This is a genomic window from Microterricola gilva, from assembly GCF_004217495.1.
Lineage (GTDB): Bacteria > Actinomycetota > Actinomycetes > Actinomycetales > Microbacteriaceae > Microterricola > Microterricola gilva.
The window spans coordinates 2140455-2157568 of the sequence record NZ_SHLC01000001.1 but is presented as its reverse complement, the minus strand read 5'-3'; the positions used below and the strand labels follow the sequence as shown (position 1 = coordinate 2157568).

Annotated in this window: 10 protein-coding genes and 3 rRNA genes; 11 read left to right on the top strand and 2 right to left on the bottom strand. The window is 64.1% G+C overall.

Features of this window, described 5'->3' with window-relative positions; all coding sequences use genetic code 11:
- Nucleotides 1–419: 419 nt before the first annotated feature.
- Genes argC through EV379_RS10005 form a run of 7 tightly spaced genes read left to right on the top strand, consistent with a single transcriptional unit; the run spans nt 420 to nt 7904 of the window.
- Nucleotides 420–1475, top strand: coding sequence for an N-acetyl-gamma-glutamyl-phosphate reductase (gene argC / locus EV379_RS10035; protein ID WP_130506015.1), 1056 nt, complete (start codon nt 420–422; stop codon nt 1473–1475).
- Complete coding sequence (gene argJ / locus EV379_RS10030; RefSeq protein WP_130506014.1) at nt 1472–2635, top strand: bifunctional glutamate N-acetyltransferase/amino-acid acetyltransferase ArgJ; 1164 nt, start codon at nt 1472–1474, stop codon at nt 2633–2635. The genes argC and argJ overlap by 4 nt, the downstream gene beginning before the upstream one ends.
- 5 nt (nt 2636–2640) lie before the next feature.
- Nucleotides 2641–3615, top strand: a complete 975-nt coding sequence (gene argB, locus EV379_RS10025; protein WP_130507399.1) for an acetylglutamate kinase — start codon at nt 2641–2643, stop codon at nt 3613–3615.
- Nucleotides 3612–4817, top strand: a complete 1206-nt coding sequence (locus tag EV379_RS10020; RefSeq protein WP_130506013.1) for an acetylornithine transaminase — start codon at nt 3612–3614, stop codon at nt 4815–4817. Before argB ends, EV379_RS10020 begins: the two co-directional genes overlap by 4 nt.
- A complete protein-coding gene (gene argF, locus EV379_RS10015) occupies nt 4814–5743 on the top strand; it encodes an ornithine carbamoyltransferase (RefSeq protein ID WP_130506012.1) in 930 nt (309 codons plus the stop codon). Before EV379_RS10020 ends, argF begins: the two co-directional genes overlap by 4 nt.
- Before the next feature lie 31 nt (nt 5744–5774).
- Entirely contained in the window at nt 5775–7253 is a 1479-nt protein-coding gene (gene argH / locus EV379_RS10010) for an argininosuccinate lyase (RefSeq protein WP_130506011.1), read from the top strand.
- Between the two features lie 9 nt (nt 7254–7262).
- Entirely contained in the window at nt 7263–7904 is a 642-nt protein-coding gene (locus EV379_RS10005; protein WP_423203245.1) for a DNA-3-methyladenine glycosylase, read from the top strand.
- 57 nt (nt 7905–7961) lie between these two features.
- On the opposite strand, the gene EV379_RS10000 is transcribed toward EV379_RS10005, so the two are convergent.
- Together EV379_RS10000 and EV379_RS09995 are read right to left on the bottom strand one after the other, a co-directional pair.
- Nucleotides 7962–8693, bottom strand: coding sequence for a hypothetical protein (locus EV379_RS10000; RefSeq protein ID WP_423203261.1), 732 nt, complete (start codon nt 8691–8693; stop codon nt 7962–7964).
- A complete protein-coding gene (locus EV379_RS09995; protein ID WP_130506008.1) occupies nt 8693–9307 on the bottom strand; it encodes an RNA polymerase sigma factor in 615 nt (204 codons plus the stop codon). The genes EV379_RS10000 and EV379_RS09995 overlap by 1 nt, the downstream gene beginning before the upstream one ends.
- 131 nt (nt 9308–9438) lie before the next feature.
- Between EV379_RS09995 and tyrS the strand changes: the two genes are divergently transcribed.
- From tyrS to rrf, 4 genes are all read left to right on the top strand, one after another.
- A complete protein-coding gene (tyrS, locus tag EV379_RS09990; RefSeq protein WP_242616318.1) occupies nt 9439–10740 on the top strand; it encodes a tyrosine--tRNA ligase in 1302 nt (433 codons plus the stop codon).
- Nucleotides 10741–11643: 903 nt separating this feature from the next.
- A 16S ribosomal RNA gene (locus tag EV379_RS09985) occupies nt 11644–13171 on the top strand.
- A gap of 450 nt (nt 13172–13621) precedes the next feature.
- Nucleotides 13622–16736 (top strand): 23S ribosomal RNA (locus tag EV379_RS09980).
- Between the two features lie 158 nt (nt 16737–16894).
- A 5S ribosomal RNA gene (gene rrf, locus EV379_RS09975) occupies nt 16895–17011 on the top strand.
- Together the 16S, 23S and 5S rRNA genes form the textbook arrangement of a ribosomal RNA operon.
- The last annotated feature ends 103 nt before the right edge of the window (nt 17012–17114 follow it).

The window sequence follows — 17114 nt, the reverse complement described above, 5'->3', positions numbered from 1 at the left end:
ATTCACCGAGATCCCGGATGCCGCACCACGCGGCATCCGGGATCTCTGCGTTGTGCGCCCCACCCCGCTGGTCGAGTAGGCCGCCCGCGGCCGTATCGAGACCCTCGCACGCGCGAAACTTCGGCTCGTGAGGTCTCGATACGCTCGTTCCTCGCTACTCGACCAGCGTGGTCGGGTGCTCCGTCACCGATGCGACGTCACAGAGCGCCCGTCGGTTTGCCGCTCGCACACCGCGCGCGCTAAGCTCGCGACATGCTTTCCGTTCGGCGCACCCCCCTCGCACTGGCCATCGTTGCCGTGCCTGCGCTGCGTCGACGTCGGGGCGACCGCCGAATCTAGGCGGCGCTTGCGCGACCCTGTGTGGGGTCTGACGTGGCGTCGCCGTCGCAACCTCGTCGTCCACTCACGTAAGGCACAGCATGACATTCGCGGTCGCGGTAGCCGGGGCATCCGGTTACGCAGGCGGAGAACTCCTCCGCATCCTCTCCCAACACCCCGACTTCGAGGTGCGCACGGTCACCGCGCACTCGAACGCCGGCCAGAAACTCGTCGACGTGCAGCCGCATCTGCGCTCGCTCGCCGGCCTCACCCTCGTCGACACGACACCGGAGAACCTCGCCGGCCACGACGTCGTCTTCCTCGCCCTGCCGCACGGCAAGTCCGGTGAGATCACGGCGGCGCTCGACGAGAACACCCTCGTCGTCGACTGCGGCGCAGACCACCGCCTCGAGAGCGAGTCCGACTGGGCCGCGTTCTACGGCGGCGACTTCTACGGTGCCTGGAGCTACGGTGTTCCGGAGCTCTACGTCGGCGGCTCCGAGTCTGCACTGAAGCAGCGCGAGCACCTCGTCGGCACCCGCCGAATCGCAGCCCCCGGCTGCAACGCGAGCACCGTCGCACTCTCACTCGCCCCCGGCATCCAGGCCGGCGTGATCGAGGCAGCCGACATCGTCTCGGTGCTTGCCGTCGGGCCGTCCGGCGCGGGCAAGGCGTTGAAGACCAACCTGCTCGCCGCCGAGATCCTCGGCTCGGCCAGCCCGTACGCCGTCGGCGGCGCACACCGGCACATTCCGGAGATCCAGCAGGCGCTGCGCGGCGCCGGCGCCGTCGACCCGACCATCTCCTTCACCCCGGTGCTCGTGCCTATGTCCCGCGGCATCCTCGCCACCTCGACGGCCCGCATCGTGCCTGGCACGGATGCCGCCAGCGTCCGCGCCGCGTGGGAGAACGCCTACGCCGATGAGCCGTTCGTGCACCTCCTGCCTGCCGGCCAGATGCCGCGCACCGCGGACACCGTCGGCGCGAACACCATCCTGCTCGGCCTCGCCGTCGACGAGGCCGCCGGCCGCGTCGTGATCGTCGCCGCCATCGACAACCTCGTCAAGGGCACCGCCGGCGCCGCCGTCCAGTCCGCCAACATCGCGCTCGGCCTCGCCGAGACCACCGGCCTTTCAGTGAATGGAGTCGCCCCGTGAGCGTCACAGCCCCCCTCGGATTCGAGGCAGCAGGCATCGCAGCCGGCATCAAGAGTTCGGGCGCACCCGACCTCGCGCTCGTCGTCAACCGCGGCCCATCGCAGGCCGCTGCGGCCGTCTTCACGAGCAACCGGGCCCAGGCCAACCCCATCATCTGGTCCAAGCAGGTGATCGGAGACGGCACCGTCGCCGCGATCGTGTTGAACTCCGGCGGCGCCAACTGCTTCACCGGCAGCCAGGGCTTCCAGGTCACGCACCGCACGGCGGAGGCCGTTGCGTCCGCCCTCGAGGTCTCGGCCGGCGATGTGCTGGTGTGCTCGACCGGCCTCATCGGTGACCAGCTCGACGGCGACGTGCTCGCCGCCGGTGTGCTCACGGCGACGGCCGCGCTGAGCGCGGAGGGCGGGGACGACGCGGCGCGCGCGATCATGACCACCGACTCCGTGCCGAAGACGGCCGTGGTCCGTGGGGGAGCGGACGGTGCCGGCTGGAGCATCGGCGGTATCGCCAAGGGCGCAGGCATGCTCGCACCCGGCCTCGCCACGATGCTCGTCGTCATCACGACCGACGCCGTGCTGGAGTCCGCGGCGCTCGACACGGCCCTCCGAGCGGCCACCCGGGTCACCTTCGACCGGCTGGATTCCGACGGCTGCATGTCGACCAACGACCAGGTCACCCTGCTGGCCTCCGGCGCATCCGGCGTCGTGCCGGACACGGCCGAGTTCACCGCCGCCCTCACCGCCGTCTGCGCCGAGCTCGCCCTCAAGCTGCAGGCAGACGCCGAGGGGGCCAGCCACAACATCGCCATCGAGGTCGTCGGGGCCGCGAGCGAGGACGACGCCGTCGAGGTGGGCCGTTCGGTCGCCCGCAACAACCTCTTCAAGGCCGCCATCTTCGGCAACGACCCCAACTGGGGCCGCGTGCTGGCCGCGATCGGAACGACCACGGCCGCCTTCGACCCGTACAACGTCGACGTCTCGATGAACGGCGTGCGCGTCTGCCACGCCGGCGAGCCCGACCAGCCGCGCGACCTCGTCGACCTGAGCCCGCGCGACACGCACGTGCTGATCGACCTGCAGTCCGGGCCGGCATCCGCCACGATCTTCACAAACGACCTCACGCACGACTACGTGCACGAGAACAGCGCGTACGCGAGCTGATGACGATGGGCGAGAACGAGAAGACCCCGGAGCAGCTCGAGCTGATCCAGGCGGATGCCGCCGTCAAGGCCGCGACGCTCATCGAGGCGCTGCCGTGGCTCAAGCGCTTCCACGAACAGATCATCGTCGTGAAGTTCGGCGGCAACGCCATGGTCAGCGAGGAGCTGCAGCGCGCCTTCGCAGAGGACATGGTGTACCTGCGCTACGCGGGAATCCGCCCCGTCGTCGTGCACGGCGGCGGACCGCAGATCTCGGCGATGCTCGAGAAGCTCGGCATCCCGAGCGAGTTCCGCGGCGGCTACCGCGTGACCACGCCGGAGACGATGGAGGTCGTGCGCATGGTGCTCACCGGCCAGGTGAACCGGGAGCTCGTCAGTCACATCAACGAGCACGGCCCGCTCGCCGCCGGTCTCTCCGGTGAGGACGCCGGCCTCTTCGAGGGTCGCCGCCGTGGCGCGATCGTCGACGGCGAGGAGATCGACCTCGGCCTCGTCGGTGACGTGATCGCCGTCGACCCGGCCGCCGTGCTGGCCCAGCTCGACGCCGGCCGCATCCCCGTGATCTCGTCGATCGCTCCGGACAGCGAGGTGCCCGGCCAATCGCTCAACGTCAACGCCGACTCCGCCGCGGCGGCCCTCGCCGTCGCGCTCGGCGCGGCCAAGCTCGTCATCCTCACCGATGTGGCCGGCCTCTACCGGGACTGGCCCGATCGCGACTCGCTGGTCTCGGTCATCGAGGTGCCGGAGCTGCGCACGCTGCTGCCCTCGCTCGAGTCCGGCATGATCCCCAAGATGACCGCCTGCCTCGAGGCCGTTGACGGCGGCGTGCCCAAGGCCGCCATCATCGACGGCCGCGTTCCGCACTCGATCCTGCTCGAGATCTTCACCCAGAGCGGCATCGGCACAGAGGTCGTCGCCGCCGACGTCCAGCAGGCGGATGCCGCACAGAGCACCGCCACGACAACAGGAGAATCCGCATGACCCCCTGGCAGAACCGCTCGGCCACGAGGATGATGCGCACCTTCGGCCCGCCGCTGGCACTGCTGGTGCGCGGCGACGGCTGCCGGGTGTGGGACGCAGAGGGCAACGAGTATCTCGACTTCCTCGCCGGCATCGCCGTGAACGCGCTCGGCCACGCCCACCCGGTGTTCGTCGAGGCCCTCTCGCGCCAGGCCGCGACGATCGCGCACGTGTCGAACTACTTCGCCACGCCAGCGCAGCTCGAACTGGCCGAACGACTCATCCGGCTGAGCGGCGCCGGCGACGATGGCCGGGTGTTCTTCGGCAACTCCGGTGCGGAGGCCAACGAGGCCGCGTTCAAGCTCGCCCGCCTGAACGGCGGCACGTCACGCCCCCGCATCCTCGCGCTCACCGACGCCTTCCACGGTCGCACCCTCGGCAGCCTCGCCCTCACCGGCAAGGCCGCCATGCGTCTGCCATTCGAGCCGATGCCTGGCGGCGTCGAGCACATCGACAGCACGATCGAGGCGCTCGAGGCGGCCATCGACGACACCGTCGCCGCCCTCTTCATCGAGCCGATCAAGGGTGAGGCCGGTGTGCTGCCACTGCCGGACGGCTACCTGCAGGCGGCCCGCGAGATCACGGCCAGCCACGGTGTGCTGCTGATCATCGACGAGATCCAGACCGGCGCAGGGCGCACAGGGGAGTGGTTCGCGTTCCAGCACGCCGGCATCACCCCCGACGCCATCACCGTGGCCAAGGGCATCGGCGGCGGTGTGCCGATCGGTGCGCTGATCACCTTCGGCGCGGCATCCGCCCTCTTCGAACCCGGCCACCACGGCAGCACCTTCGGCGGCAACCCCCTCATGACGGCCACCGCCAACGCCGTGCTCGGCGAGATCGAGCGCGCCGGCCTGGTGCAGAACGCCGCGGAGCGCGGCCTGGAGCTGCAGCACGCCATCCTGGCGCTCGGTTCCCCGCACATCGAGGCGGTGCGCGGGCAGGGCCTCCTGCTCGGCATCGCGCTCCGCGAACCGCGCGCCGGCGAACTCAGCGCCGCCGCCCTCGAGGCCGGGCTCATCGTGAACGCCGCGAATCCGAGCACGATCCGCCTCGCGCCCCCGCTCACCATCGGCAGCGCCGAGATCGCCGAGTTCATCGCGCGATTCGGCCGCGCCCTCGACTCCCTCGCCACACCGACCCCTGAAAGCGACGCATCATGACCCGCCACTTCCTTCGCGACGACGACGTGACACCAGCCGAGCAGGCCGAGATCCTGAACCTCGCCCTCGAGCTCAAGCGCGATCGTTTCGCCCAGAAGCCGCTGGCCGGCCCGCAGACGGTCGCGGTCATCTTCGACAAGTCGTCGACCCGCACCCGCGTCTCCTTCGCCGTCGGCATCGCCGACCTCGGCGGCAGCCCGCTGATCATCTCCACCGCCAACAGCCAGCTCGGCGGCAAGGAGACCCCGTCGGACACCGCGCGGGTGCTCGAGCGCATGGTCTCGGCCATCGTCTGGCGCACCTACGGCCAGGCCGGCCTCGTCGAGATGGCCGCCGGCACGACGGTCCCCGTGATCAACGCCCTCTCCGACGACTTCCACCCCTGCCAGCTGCTGGCCGATCTGCTCACCATCAAAGAGAAGCGCGGCGAGCTCGCCGGCCTCACGCTCACCTTCCTCGGTGACGGTGCATGCAACATGGCCCAGTCCTACCTGCTGGCCGGCGCGACCGCCGGGATGCACGTGCGCATCGCCTCCCCTGAGGGCTACACGCCTGGCGAGCAGGTGGTGGCGGATGCCGCGGCCATCGCCGCACAGACCGGCGGCTCCGTCGCGCTCTTCACCGACCCCGTCGCCGCCGTCACCGGTTCCGACGTCGTCGTCACCGACACCTGGGTGTCGATGGGCAAGGAGGAAGAGAAGGCCGCACGCGTCGCGGAGCTCGGCGCATACCGGGTCGACAGCGCGCTGATGGCGCACGCGGCATCCGAGGCACTGTTCATGCACTGCCTGCCTGCCGACCGCGGCTACGAGGTCACCGCCGATGTGATCGACGGGCCGCAGAGCATCATCTGGGACGAGGCGGAGAACCGCCTGCACGCCCAGAAGGCGCTGATGGTCTGGCTCCTGGCCAAGAACGCCGCCTGAGCCGCGCCCGAATCCGGATAAGGAACACGACATGAGCAACGAGCAGAGCAACGAGCCGAACGGCACCGAGATCGCCGGCGTCGGCGCCACGACGGAGGGAGCCCTCTGGGGTGCCCGCTTCGCCGGTGGCCCGTCACCGGAACTGGCCAGGCTGAGCAAGTCGACGCACTTCGACTGGCAGCTGGCCGAGTACGATATCGCCGGGTCCAAGGCCCACGCCCAGGCCCTCGCGGCGGCCGGCTACCTCGATGAGGCCGAGCTGGCCGGCATGCTGGCCGCGCTGACGACCCTCGAGGAGAAGGTGCGCGACGGGCTCTTCCTCCCCGCCACGAGCGATGAGGATGTCCACGGCGCGCTGGAGCGTGGCCTCATCGAGATCGCCGGCAGCGAGCTCGGAGGCAAGCTGCGCGCCGGACGCAGCCGCAACGATCAGATCGCCACCTTCATTCGGATGCTGCTGCGCGACCACTCGGTCACGCTCTCGCACCTGCTGATTGAGTTGATCGACGCCCTGGCCGCGCAGGCGTCGGCCCACCCATCCGCGATCATGCCCGGCCGCACCCACCTGCAGCACGCCCAGCCGGTGCTGCTCGCGCACCACCTGCTCGCGCACTGCTGGCCGCTCGTGCGCGACCTCGACCGCCTCGCCGACTGGAACCGCCGCGCGGACTTCTCGCCGTACGGCTCCGGAGCACTTGCTGGCAACACGCTCGGCCTGGACGCCGGGCTCGTGGCATCTGTGCTCGGCTTCGGCGGAGTCGTTGAGAACTCGATCGACGGCACGGCCAGCCGCGACCTCGTCGCCGAGTTCAGCTACGTCCTCGCGCAGATCGGCATCGACCTCTCCCGCCTCTCCGAGGAGATCATCCTCTGGAACACGCGCGAGTTCGACTTCGTCACCCTCGACGACGCCTACTCGACGGGATCGTCGATCATGCCGCAGAAGAAGAACCCGGACATCGCCGAGCTCGCGCGCGGCAAGTCGGGCCGCCTGATCGGCAACCACGCCGGCCTGCTCGCGACCCTCAAGGCGCTCCCGCTGGCGTACAACCGCGACCTGCAGGAGGACAAGGAGCCGGTGTTCGACTCGCTCTCCACCCTCGAGGTGCTGCTTCCGGCCTTCACGGGCATGGTCGCGACGCTCCGCTTCAACACGGGGCGCATGGCCGAGCTCGCTCCGCAGGGCTTCTCGCTCGCAACGGATGTCGCGGAGTGGCTGGTCAAGCAGCACGTTCCCTTCCGTGACGCGCACGAAATCACCGGTGCGATGGTCAAGTACTGCGAGGACCACGGCCTCGAGCTCGACGAGGTCGACGACGCCGCGCTGCTCGCGATCGACCCCCGGCTCACCCCGGCCGTGCGCTCGGTGCTCACGATCGAAGGCTCCGTGAACAGTCGCGACGGCCTCGGCGGAACCGCTCCGGTGCGTGTCGCGGAGCAGCTCGCCGCGCTCACCGCACGCGTCCGGGGCCTCGTCCAGGCGTTGCCGAGCGGCAACACCACGGTCTAGGCGATTCCCGTGCAGGCGCCGGCCGGTGTGTCCAGAGAGTTCTTCGCTCGGGACGCCACCGAGCTGGCGCCGTCGCTGCTTGGCGCCGTGCTGCGGCACACCACCGCGGAGGGCACGGTGGCGCTGCGCATCACCGAGCTGGAGGCGTACCGGGGCGACGGCGAGGATCCCGGATCGCACGCCCATCGTGGCGTGACGCCGCGGACGCGCGTGATGTTCGGTCCGCCCGCGCACCTCTACGCCTACCTCAGCTACGGCATGCACGTCTGCGCGAACATCGTGTGCGGGGCGGAGGGTTCGGCCGGTGGGCTGCTGCTGCGCGGCGGCGAGATTGTGGACGGTCTCGCGTTGGCGCGGATGCGGCGGCCGGCGGCATCCGGGGATCACGACCTGGCCCGCGGCCCGGCGAAGCTGGCGATGGCGCTCGGCATCCGGCTCGAGCAGAGCGGCGCCGATCTGCTCGCCCCGCCGTTCGAGCTGGAGCTGCCTGGAGTTCCCGTCTCCGTCGCCAGCAGCCCGCGCACCGGCGTCAGCGGCGACGGTGGGGGAGACGCGTACCCCTGGCGCTTCTACATTCCGGGGGATCCGACGGTGTCGCCGTACAAGCGGCATCCGAAACTGCAGGCACCGGGCCGCTCGAGCACACCCTAGCCGAGGGCCAGTCGCACGAGCACCGCCCTAGCCGAGGGGCAGTCTCACGAGCACGCCCTAGCCGAGGGCCAGTCGCACGAGCACCGCGCAGGCGCTGGCCCAGAGCAGGCTGGCCAGCGTGCCGATGATGAATCTCTCCCGCGCCTCTGCGGCGGCGAGCTCGGTGAACCGTCCGAGCCCCTTGACCGCGACGATGATGGCGAGTGCCTCAGGGAAACCCGCGACGATTCCCAGCACAACACAGAGCCGTTCGAGCACGCCGATCGCGGCCCCGCCACGCAACACCTCGTGGGTACCCGCGGCGGCGGTTTCGGGGGCGGTGGCGTCAGCGGTGTCGGTGGTGGCGGTGATGTCGGAGGCAGCGGCGCCGGAGGCGGCCGCGTTCGCCCGCGCCGAAGCGCCTCTCAGCGGTGCGCCCTGTGCCTCGGCCGCAGCGCTGACGAGGATGCCGCCGTGCGTGCCAGGCGTCACCGAACCGCGGGTCGCGAGGTTCAGCGCGAGTTGGGCGATGGGGCCGCCGCCGAAGACGGCAAGCGCCCCACCCAACACGGCGATGATCGCAGCGGTCGGACCACCAGCCGGATCCCACGCCGCCGACCAGAACGAGGTCGTGGCGCTCAGGGTCAGCATCAGCGCCAGCACGAGAGCCCCACCCGCGACCCAGATGGCGTACGGGAGTTTGCGCCGGGAGGCCAGGAGCGCGAAGGCCACACCCGTGCCGAGCAGGGCGATGAGGAACACCCAGAACAGGATGGGCAGAACGTCGAAGGCGAGGTGGGGCCAAAACATCACTGTGTACTCCGATCGATTCCTGCCAGCAATCCTACGAGTGCAGGCACCGCATCGAACTCAATGCTGAGCTGCGCGGCCTTCGCCCGGGAACTCGCCGCAGGCGCGCTGATGCCGAGGTGCTCGGCGGCCTCCTTGTAGCTCAGGCCGTCGGCCACGAGATCGTAGAGCTCCCAGCCTGGCCCGGTCCGGCGCTGGCGCAGCGCCAACGCCAGGTCGATGAGCGCCTCCTCGGCCGTGGCGATCTCGCTGCCCGCGTCCGCGCTCGCCTGGCGGTGCACCGCGAAGCGGGTGCTGCGCTTCTTCGCGCGGTTCACCGCGTCTCGTGCGGCGTAGAACGCCGGGCCGGAGGCCTCTCGCGTCGCCGCGGGCAGCGGGCGCCCGATCGGCCCGACGCCGAGACCGACGCTCCAGGCATCGCCTCGGGTGAGTTCGAGCACGATGTCGAGCATCGTGGCGGCATCCGTGCCGAGGAGCTGTATCTCGTCGCCGGCGTTCCGGTCGGGTGGCAACGAGAGGCTCGAGCCGTGCCGGCGTTCCAGGGCCTCGAGTGTCTGCGCGGTGATGTCCGCACGCGTGCGGCTCCCGATCTGGTCGGCGGTGATGACGAACATGCTGTACCTCCGAGTTCAGGCTACACACTTAACCACCCATCAATAAAGCCTCAATCCTTATTTCGTGATGACAAAGGCCTGCAGCCTTGTGTGGGCGATCACCCCGCCCGCCCGCTGATACTCTGGACGGCGTGTCTGACCCAGTAATCCTCAATGCCCAGCGCAACGATCCGTCCTTCCCCGATGTTTGGGAGGAGATCCAGTGGCGCGGCCTCGTGCACGTTTCCACCGATGCCGGTGAGCTCAAAGAGCTTCTGGCGGGGGAGCCGATCACGTATTACTGCGGGTTCGACCCGACAGCACCCAGCTTGCATCTCGGCAACCTTGTCCAGCTTCTGCTCATGCGCCGTCTCCAGCTCGCCGGCCACCGGCCGCTCGGCCTCGTCGGCGGTTCCACCGGTCTGATCGGCGACCCGCGCCCGACCGCCGAGCGCACGCTGAACACCAAGGACACCGTGCTCGAGTGGGTCGGTTACCTCCAGGCCCAGGTCAGCCGCTTCCTCAGCCGTGATGGCGAGAACGCGATGACGCTCGTGAACAACCTGGACTGGACGGCGCCGCTGTCCGCCATCGACTTCCTGCGTGAGGTCGGCAAGCACTACCGTGTCGGCACGATGCTCAAGAAGGATGCCGTCGCCGCGCGTCTCAACTCCGACGCCGGCATCAGCTACACCGAGTTCAGCTACCAGATCCTGCAGGGACTCGACTACCTCGAGCTGTACCGCCAGTACGACTGCGTGCTGCAGACCGGCGGAAGCGACCAGTGGGGCAACCTCACCAGTGGCACCGACCTCATCCGTCGCACGGAGGGCACGAGCGTCCACGCCATCGGCACGCCGCTCATCACCAACAGCGATGGCACCAAGTTCGGCAAGAGTGAGGGCAACGCGGTGTGGCTCGACTCCACGCTGACCAGCCCCTACGCCTTCTACCAGTTCTGGCTGAACACCGATGACGCCGATGTGGTCGCCCGTCTCAAGATCTTCACGTTCCTGGAGCGGGCCGAGATCGAGCGCCTCGAGGCGGCCGTCGCGGCCGAACCGTTCCGGCGCGAGGCTCAGCGCACCCTGGCGCTCGAGGTGACCAAGCTCGTCCACGGCGCGGAGGCAACGGCCAACGCGATCGCGGCGACCGAGGCACTCTTCGGCCAGGGCGACCTGACCGCACTGGACGCCGTCACGCTTGAGGCCGCACTGCGCGAGCTGCCCAACACGACGACCGCACCGGATGCCGGCATCGCCCAGCTCCTCGTCGACACCGGTCTCTGCGCCAGCCTGAGTGAGGCCCGCCGCGCGATCGGTCAGGGCGGGGTGTCGGTGAACAACATCAAGATCACCGATGACGCCGCCACGATCTCGGGCTTCGTGCTGGACGCCGGAGTCGCCGTGCTGCGTCGCGGCAAGAAGACGCTCGCCGGCATCTTCGTCGAGTAAGCACCACCGGGGGATCGACCAACTCCCGTTGGTTGAGCTAGTCGAAACCCCCGTACTGATCAAGGCCCCGGTCTGAGCATCTGCTCGGCCGGGGCCTTCGTCGTATGACCGGCTCGCTTTCCTCGTTGGTTGAGCCCGCCCCTCGTTGGTTGAGCCCGCCCTTCGTTGGTTGGGCCCGCCCTTCGTTGGTTGAACCCTGGTTGAGCTTGTCGAAACCGCCTATCTGATCAAGGCCCCGGTCTGAGCATTCGCCCGGCCGGGGTCTCTTGTTGTAACCGGACCAGCATCGGTGGCGGTTCCTGGGTTTGCCTTGGTGGGGGCTGCCGCCTTTCGTGTCGCTTCGCGACACGCCCGGCGTGATTGTCGTTTTGCGAGGTGCGGGGATCCCCGCGTAATGTCATCTCTTGTCACCCCACAGGTGCGGCCAGCTGGTTCAGCTGCCGGCCTCAAGCGGGACATCGATCTTGGCCACACAACCGGCTCTGACGCATTTGCGTCCGGCTGGTTTCATGCCTAAGATTGCTTCTTGCCTGTTCAACTCCTCGTCACCGAGTTTGAGTCGCTCTTGCTGGTTTCACGCCAGCAGTGTATGATTCGCCCGGTTTTGCGGGGGCCGGTTGATCTGGTAAGTTAGAGAAGTTGCCTCGGAGCGGCAGCCGCGAGTAAAGCGGCAAGAATCCGGGTGCATCCGATCCTTGAGAACTCAACAGCGTGCACAATGTCAAATGCCAAAAACCTCGTACCTCTTTGTGAGGTAGGAGATTCCTTTGGAAAACATTTAAACAACAAAGCAAGTCAGTAATGATTTGTTCTGTCAGTTTCAAACTTGCTGAGGTGTCCGCCTATTCCGGTGGTGCCGACGCGCAAAATGTGACGCCAGCTTGCTGGTTAGTCGTATAAACATTTACGGAGAGTTTGATCCTGGCTCAGGACGAACGCTGGCGGCGTGCTTAACACATGCAAGTCGAACGATGAAGCTGGGTGCTTGCACCTGGTGGATTAGTGGCGAACGGGTGAGTAACACGTGAGCAATCTGCCCTTGACTCTGGGATAAGCGTTGGAAACGACGTCTAATACCGGATACGACCCTCGGAGGCATCTCCTGGGGGTGGAAAGAATTTTGGTCAAGGATGAGCTCGCGGCCTATCAGCTTGTTGGTGAGGTAATGGCTCACCAAGGCGACGACGGGTAGCCGGCCTGAGAGGGTGACCGGCCACACTGGGACTGAGACACGGCCCAGACTCCTACGGGAGGCAGCAGTGGGGAATATTGCACAATGGGCGAAAGCCTGATGCAGCAACGCCGCGTGAGGGATGACGGCCTTCGGGTTGTAAACCTCTTTTAGTAGGGAAGAAGCGAAAGTGACGGTACCTGCAGAAAAAGCACCGGCTAACTACGTGCCAGCAGCCGCGGTAATACGTAGGGTGCAAGCGTTGTCCGGAATTATTGGGCGTAAAGAGCTCGTAGGCGGTTTGTCGCGTCTGCTGTGAAATCTGGGGGCTCAACCCCCAGCCTGCAGTGGGTACGGGCAGACTAGAGTGCGGTAGGGGAGATTGGAATTCCTGGTGTAGCGGTGGAATGCGCAGATATCAGGAGGAACACCGATGGCGAAGGCAGATCTCTGGGCCGTAACTGACGCTGAGGAGCGAAAGCATGGGGAGCGAACAGGATTAGATACCCTGGTAGTCCATGCCGTAAACGTTGGGAACTAGATGTGGGGACCATTCCACGGTCTCCGTGTCGCAGCTAACGCATTAAGTTCCCCGCCTGGGGAGTACGGCCGCAAGGCTAAAACTCAAAGGAATTGACGGGGGCCCGCACAAGCGGCGGAGCATGCGGATTAATTCGATGCAACGCGAAGAACCTTACCAAGACTTGACATATACGAGAACGGGCCAGAAATGGTCAACTCTTTGGACACTCGTAAACAGGTGGTGCATGGTTGTCGTCAGCTCGTGTCGTGAGATGTTGGGTTAAGTCCCGCAACGAGCGCAACCCTCGTCCTATGTTGCCAGCACGTAATGGTGGGAACTCATGGGATACTGCCGGGGTCAACTCGGAGGAAGGTGGGGATGACGTCAAATCATCATGCCCCTTATGTCTTGGGCTTCACGCATGCTACAATGGCCGGTACAAAGGGCTGCGATACCGTAAGGTGGAGCGAATCCCAAAAAGCCGGTCTCAGTTCGGATTGAGGTCTGCAACTCGACCTCATGAAGTCGGAGTCGCTAGTAATCGCAGATCAGCAACGCTGCGGTGAATACGTTCCCGGGCCTTGTACACACCGCCCGTCAAGTCATGAAAGTCGGTAACACCCGAAGCCGGTGGCCTAACCCCTTGTGGGAAGGAGCTGTCGAAGGTGGGATCGGTGATTAGGACTAAGTCGTAACAAGGTAGCCGTACCGGAAGGTGCGGCTGGATCACCTCCTTTCTAAGGAGCACGTGCACCTCTCCTCTGTATACAGGGAGATCACATAGGTGCCAGCCATATCCGAGGCGAATGTTCTCGGGTGGCGCTCATGGGTGGAACATTGACATTGCCGCAACACGAATCAGATTTCGGTTAGTACGCCTCACTTGTGGGGAAGGAACGCTGGGGCCTGGGGAGGGTTGCGGATGCACGCTGTTGGGTCCTGAAGGACCGGGTCACGTTTTGACGTGGACGACCTTCTGGACTTCGGTCAACATCCGCACAGGCGCAAGCCGGCAGGTGTTGGGGGAGTACCGCCCGTACTTTGAGAACTACACAGTGGACGCGAGCATCTTAGATTGATGTCTTCGGATGTCAATCACAAAGATTTTTAGGACACCAGCTTCGGTTGGTGTTCGACTAATCATTGGTCAATTTTTCTGAACGAAAGATCGATTCAAACTCATGTGATTTCAAGATTCTAAGAGCAAACGGTGAATGCCTTGGCATGTAGAGCCGAAGAAGGACGTAGTAATCTGCGATAAGCCTCGGGGAGTTGATAAACGAACTGTGATCCGAGGATGTCCGAATGGGGAAACCCCGCTGGGTGCTTTCGGGCAACCTAGTGACTCCCGCCTGAATATATAGGGCGGGTAGAGGGAACGTGGGGAAGTGAAACATCTCAGTACCCACAGGAAGAGAAAACAATAGTGATTCCGTTAGTAGTGGCGAGCGAACCCGGAAGAGGCTAAACCGATCATGTGTGATAGCCGGCAGGTGTTGCATGGTCGGGGTTGCGGGACTTTTCTGCTGCTTCTGCCGAACAGTGAGCGTTACAGAGGAATATAGACGAACAGGTTTGAAAGCCTGGCCATAGACGGTGCCAGCCCGGTAGTCGAAATGTTCCAATGGCGCGAAGAGTATCCCAAGTAGCACGGGGCCCGAGAAATCCCGTGTGAATCTGTCAGGACCACCTGATAAGCCTAAATACTCCTACATGACCGATAGTGAACAAGTACCGTGAGGGAAAGGTGAAAAGTACCCCGGGAGGGGAGTGAAATAGTACCTGAAACCGTTTGCTTACAAACCGTTGGAGCCAGTCTGATTCTGGTGACAGCGTGCCTTTTGAAGAATGAGCCTGCGAGTTAGTGATCAGTGGCGAGCTTAACCCGTGAGGGGAATGCGTAGCGAAAGCGAGTCTTAATAGGGCGATTGAGTCGCTGGTCCTAGACCCGAAGCGAAGTGATCTATCCATGGCCAGGTTGAAGCGACGGTAAGACGTCGTGGAGGACCGAACCCACTTAGGTTGAAAACTGAGGGGATGAGCTGTGGATAGGGGTGAAAGGCCAATCAAACTTCGTGATAGCTGGTTCTCTCCGAAATGCATTTAGGTGCAGCGTTGCGTGTTTCTTGCCGGAGGTAGAGCTACTGGATAGCCGATGGGCCCTACAAGGTTACTGACGTTAGCCAAACTCCGAATGCCGGTAAGTGAGAGCGCAGCAGTGAGACAGTGGGGGATAAGCTTCATTGTCGAGAGGGAAACAACCCAGACCACCAACTAAGGTCCCAAAGCGCGTGCTAAGTGGGAAAGGATGTGGAGTTGCACAGACAACCAGGAGGTTGGCTTAGAAGCAGCCACCCTTGAAAGAGTGCGTAATAGCTCACTGGTCAAGTGATTCCGCGCCGACAATGTAACGGGGCTCAAGCACGCCACCGAAGTTGTGGCATTGATATTTTAGGTAGGCCTTCGTGGTCCAGCCGTATTGATGGGTAGGAGAGCGTCGTGTGGCCAGTGAAGCGGCGGTGTAAACCAGCCGTGGAGGCCACACGAGTGAGAATGCAGGCATGAGTAGCGAAAGACGGGTGAGAAACCCGTCCTCCGGAAGACCAAGGTTTCCAGGGTCAAGCTAATCTTCCCTGGGTAAGTCGGGACCTAAGGCGAGGCCGACAGGCGTAGTCGATGGACAACGGGTAGATATTCCCGTACCGCAGAAGAACCGCCCAAGCTAATCCAGTAATGCTAAGTGTCTGAATCCCCGTGACGGATCCCTTCGGGGTGATGCGTGTGGGCCTAGCACACGACCCTATGCTGGTGCGGTTAGCGTATTAACAGGTGTGACGCAGGAAGGTAGCCGAGCCGGGCGATGGTTGTCCCGGTCTAAGGGTGTAGGCCGAGAGATAGGCAAATCCGTCTCTCATATAAGGCTGAGACCCGATGGGTAGACGTTAGTCGAAATCGGTGATCCTATGCTGCCAAGAAAAGCATCGACGCGAGGTTCAATGTGCCCGTACCCCAAACCGACTCAGGTGGTCAGGTAGAGAATACTAAGGAGATCGAGAGAATCGTGGTTAAGGAACTCGGCAAAATGCCCCCGTAACTTCGGGAGAAGGGGGGCCTGAGGCGTGAAGGGATTTACTCCTGGAGCGTTTGACGGCCGCAGAGACCAGTGGGAAGCGACTGTTTACTAAAAACACAGGTCCGTGCTAAGTCGCAAGACGATGTATACGGACTGACGCCTGCCCGGTGCTGGAAGGTTAAGAGGAACGGTTAGCGTAAGCGAAGCTGAGAATTTAAGCCCCAGTAAACGGCGGTGGTAACTATAACCATCCTAAGGTAGCGAAATTCCTTGTCGGGTAAGTTCCGACCTGCACGAATGGCGTAACGACTTCCCAGCTGTCTCAACCGCGAACTCGGCGAAATTGCACTACGAGTAAAGATGCTCGTTACGCGCAGCAGGACGGAAAGACCCCGTGACCTTTACTACAGCTTGGTATTGGTGTTCGGTGTGACTTGTGTAGGATAGGTGGGAGACTTTGAAGCTTGGACGCTAGTTCAGGTGGAGTCATTGTTGAAATACCACTCTGGTCACTCTGGACATCTAACTTCGAACCGTGATCCGGTTCAGGGACAGTGCCTGGTGGGTAGTTTAACTGGGGCGGTTGCCTCCCAAAAAGTAACGGAGGCGCCCAAAGGTTCCCTCAACCTGGTTGGCAATCAGGTGTCGAGTGTAAGTGCACAAGGGAGCTTGACTGTGAGACTGACAAGTCGAGCAGGGACGAAAGTCGGGACTAGTGATCCGGCAGTGGCTTGTGGAAGCGCTGTCGCTCAACGGATAAAAGGTACCTCGGGGATAACAGGCTGATCTTGCCCAAGAGTCCATATCGACGGCATGGTTTGGCACCTCGATGTCGGCTCGTCGCATCCTGGGGCTGGAGTAGGTCCCAAGGGTTGGGCTGTTCGCCCATTAAAGCGGTACGCGAGCTGGGTTTAGAACGTCGTGAGACAGTTCGGTCCCTATCCGCTGCGCGCGCAGGAAATTTGAAAGGATCTGACCCTAGTACGAGAGGACCGGGTTGGACGAACCTCTGGTGTGTCAGTTGTTCCGCCAGGAGCACCGCTGATTAGCTACGTTCGGAATGGATAACCGCTGAAAGCATCTAAGCGGGAAGCCGGCCTTGAGATGAGATTTCCATACCTTCGGGTGAGAGGCTCCCAGTAGACGACTGGGTTGATAGGCTGGATGTGGAAGCGAGGACTAAAGACTCGTGGAGCTGACCAGTACTAATAAGCCGATATCTTGAAAATCATTACACACACATCGTTGTAAGGCTGGTGTGTGTGGCACGGTGAGAGTCCGTGAGAATGCTTGCGTCCACTATGTGGTTCTCGATGTACGGTCGAGAACCAAACACCAACACTTTTGTGTGTTGGTTGTTTGATTCACTTTGATACATCAATAGTGTTTCGGCGGCCATAGCGAGAGGGAAACGCCCGGTTACATTCCGAACCCGGAAGCTAAGACTCTCTGCGCCGATGGTACTGCAGGGGGGACCCTGTGGGAGAGTAGGACACCGCCGGACTTACTTTGGAAAATGGCCACCCCTCACAGGGTGGCCATTTTTCGTTAAGTCATAATTGCCTAGGGAGGCTGCGATTCGCAGCGCCCATTAACAGAGAACAGGA

What these genes read in the sequence shown, in the direction of transcription:
- argC (WP_130506015.1), top strand. Translation starts at nt 420, where the DNA reads ATGACATTCGCGGTCGCGGTAGCCGGGGCATCCGGTTACGCAGGCGGA.
- argB (WP_130507399.1), top strand. Translation starts at nt 2,641, where the DNA reads ATGGGCGAGAACGAGAAGACCCCGGAGCAGCTCGAGCTGATCCAGGCG.
- EV379_RS10020 (WP_130506013.1), top strand. Translation starts at nt 3,612, where the DNA reads ATGACCCCCTGGCAGAACCGCTCGGCCACGAGGATGATGCGCACCTTC.
- argF (WP_130506012.1), top strand. Translation starts at nt 4,814, where the DNA reads ATGACCCGCCACTTCCTTCGCGACGACGACGTGACACCAGCCGAGCAG.
- argH (WP_130506011.1), top strand. Translation starts at nt 5,775, where the DNA reads ATGAGCAACGAGCAGAGCAACGAGCCGAACGGCACCGAGATCGCCGGC.
- EV379_RS10000 (WP_423203261.1), bottom strand. Translation starts at nt 8,693, where the DNA reads ATGTTTTGGCCCCACCTCGCCTTCGACGTTCTGCCCATCCTGTTCTGG.
- EV379_RS09995 (WP_130506008.1), bottom strand. Translation starts at nt 9,307, where the DNA reads ATGTTCGTCATCACCGCCGACCAGATCGGGAGCCGCACGCGTGCGGAC.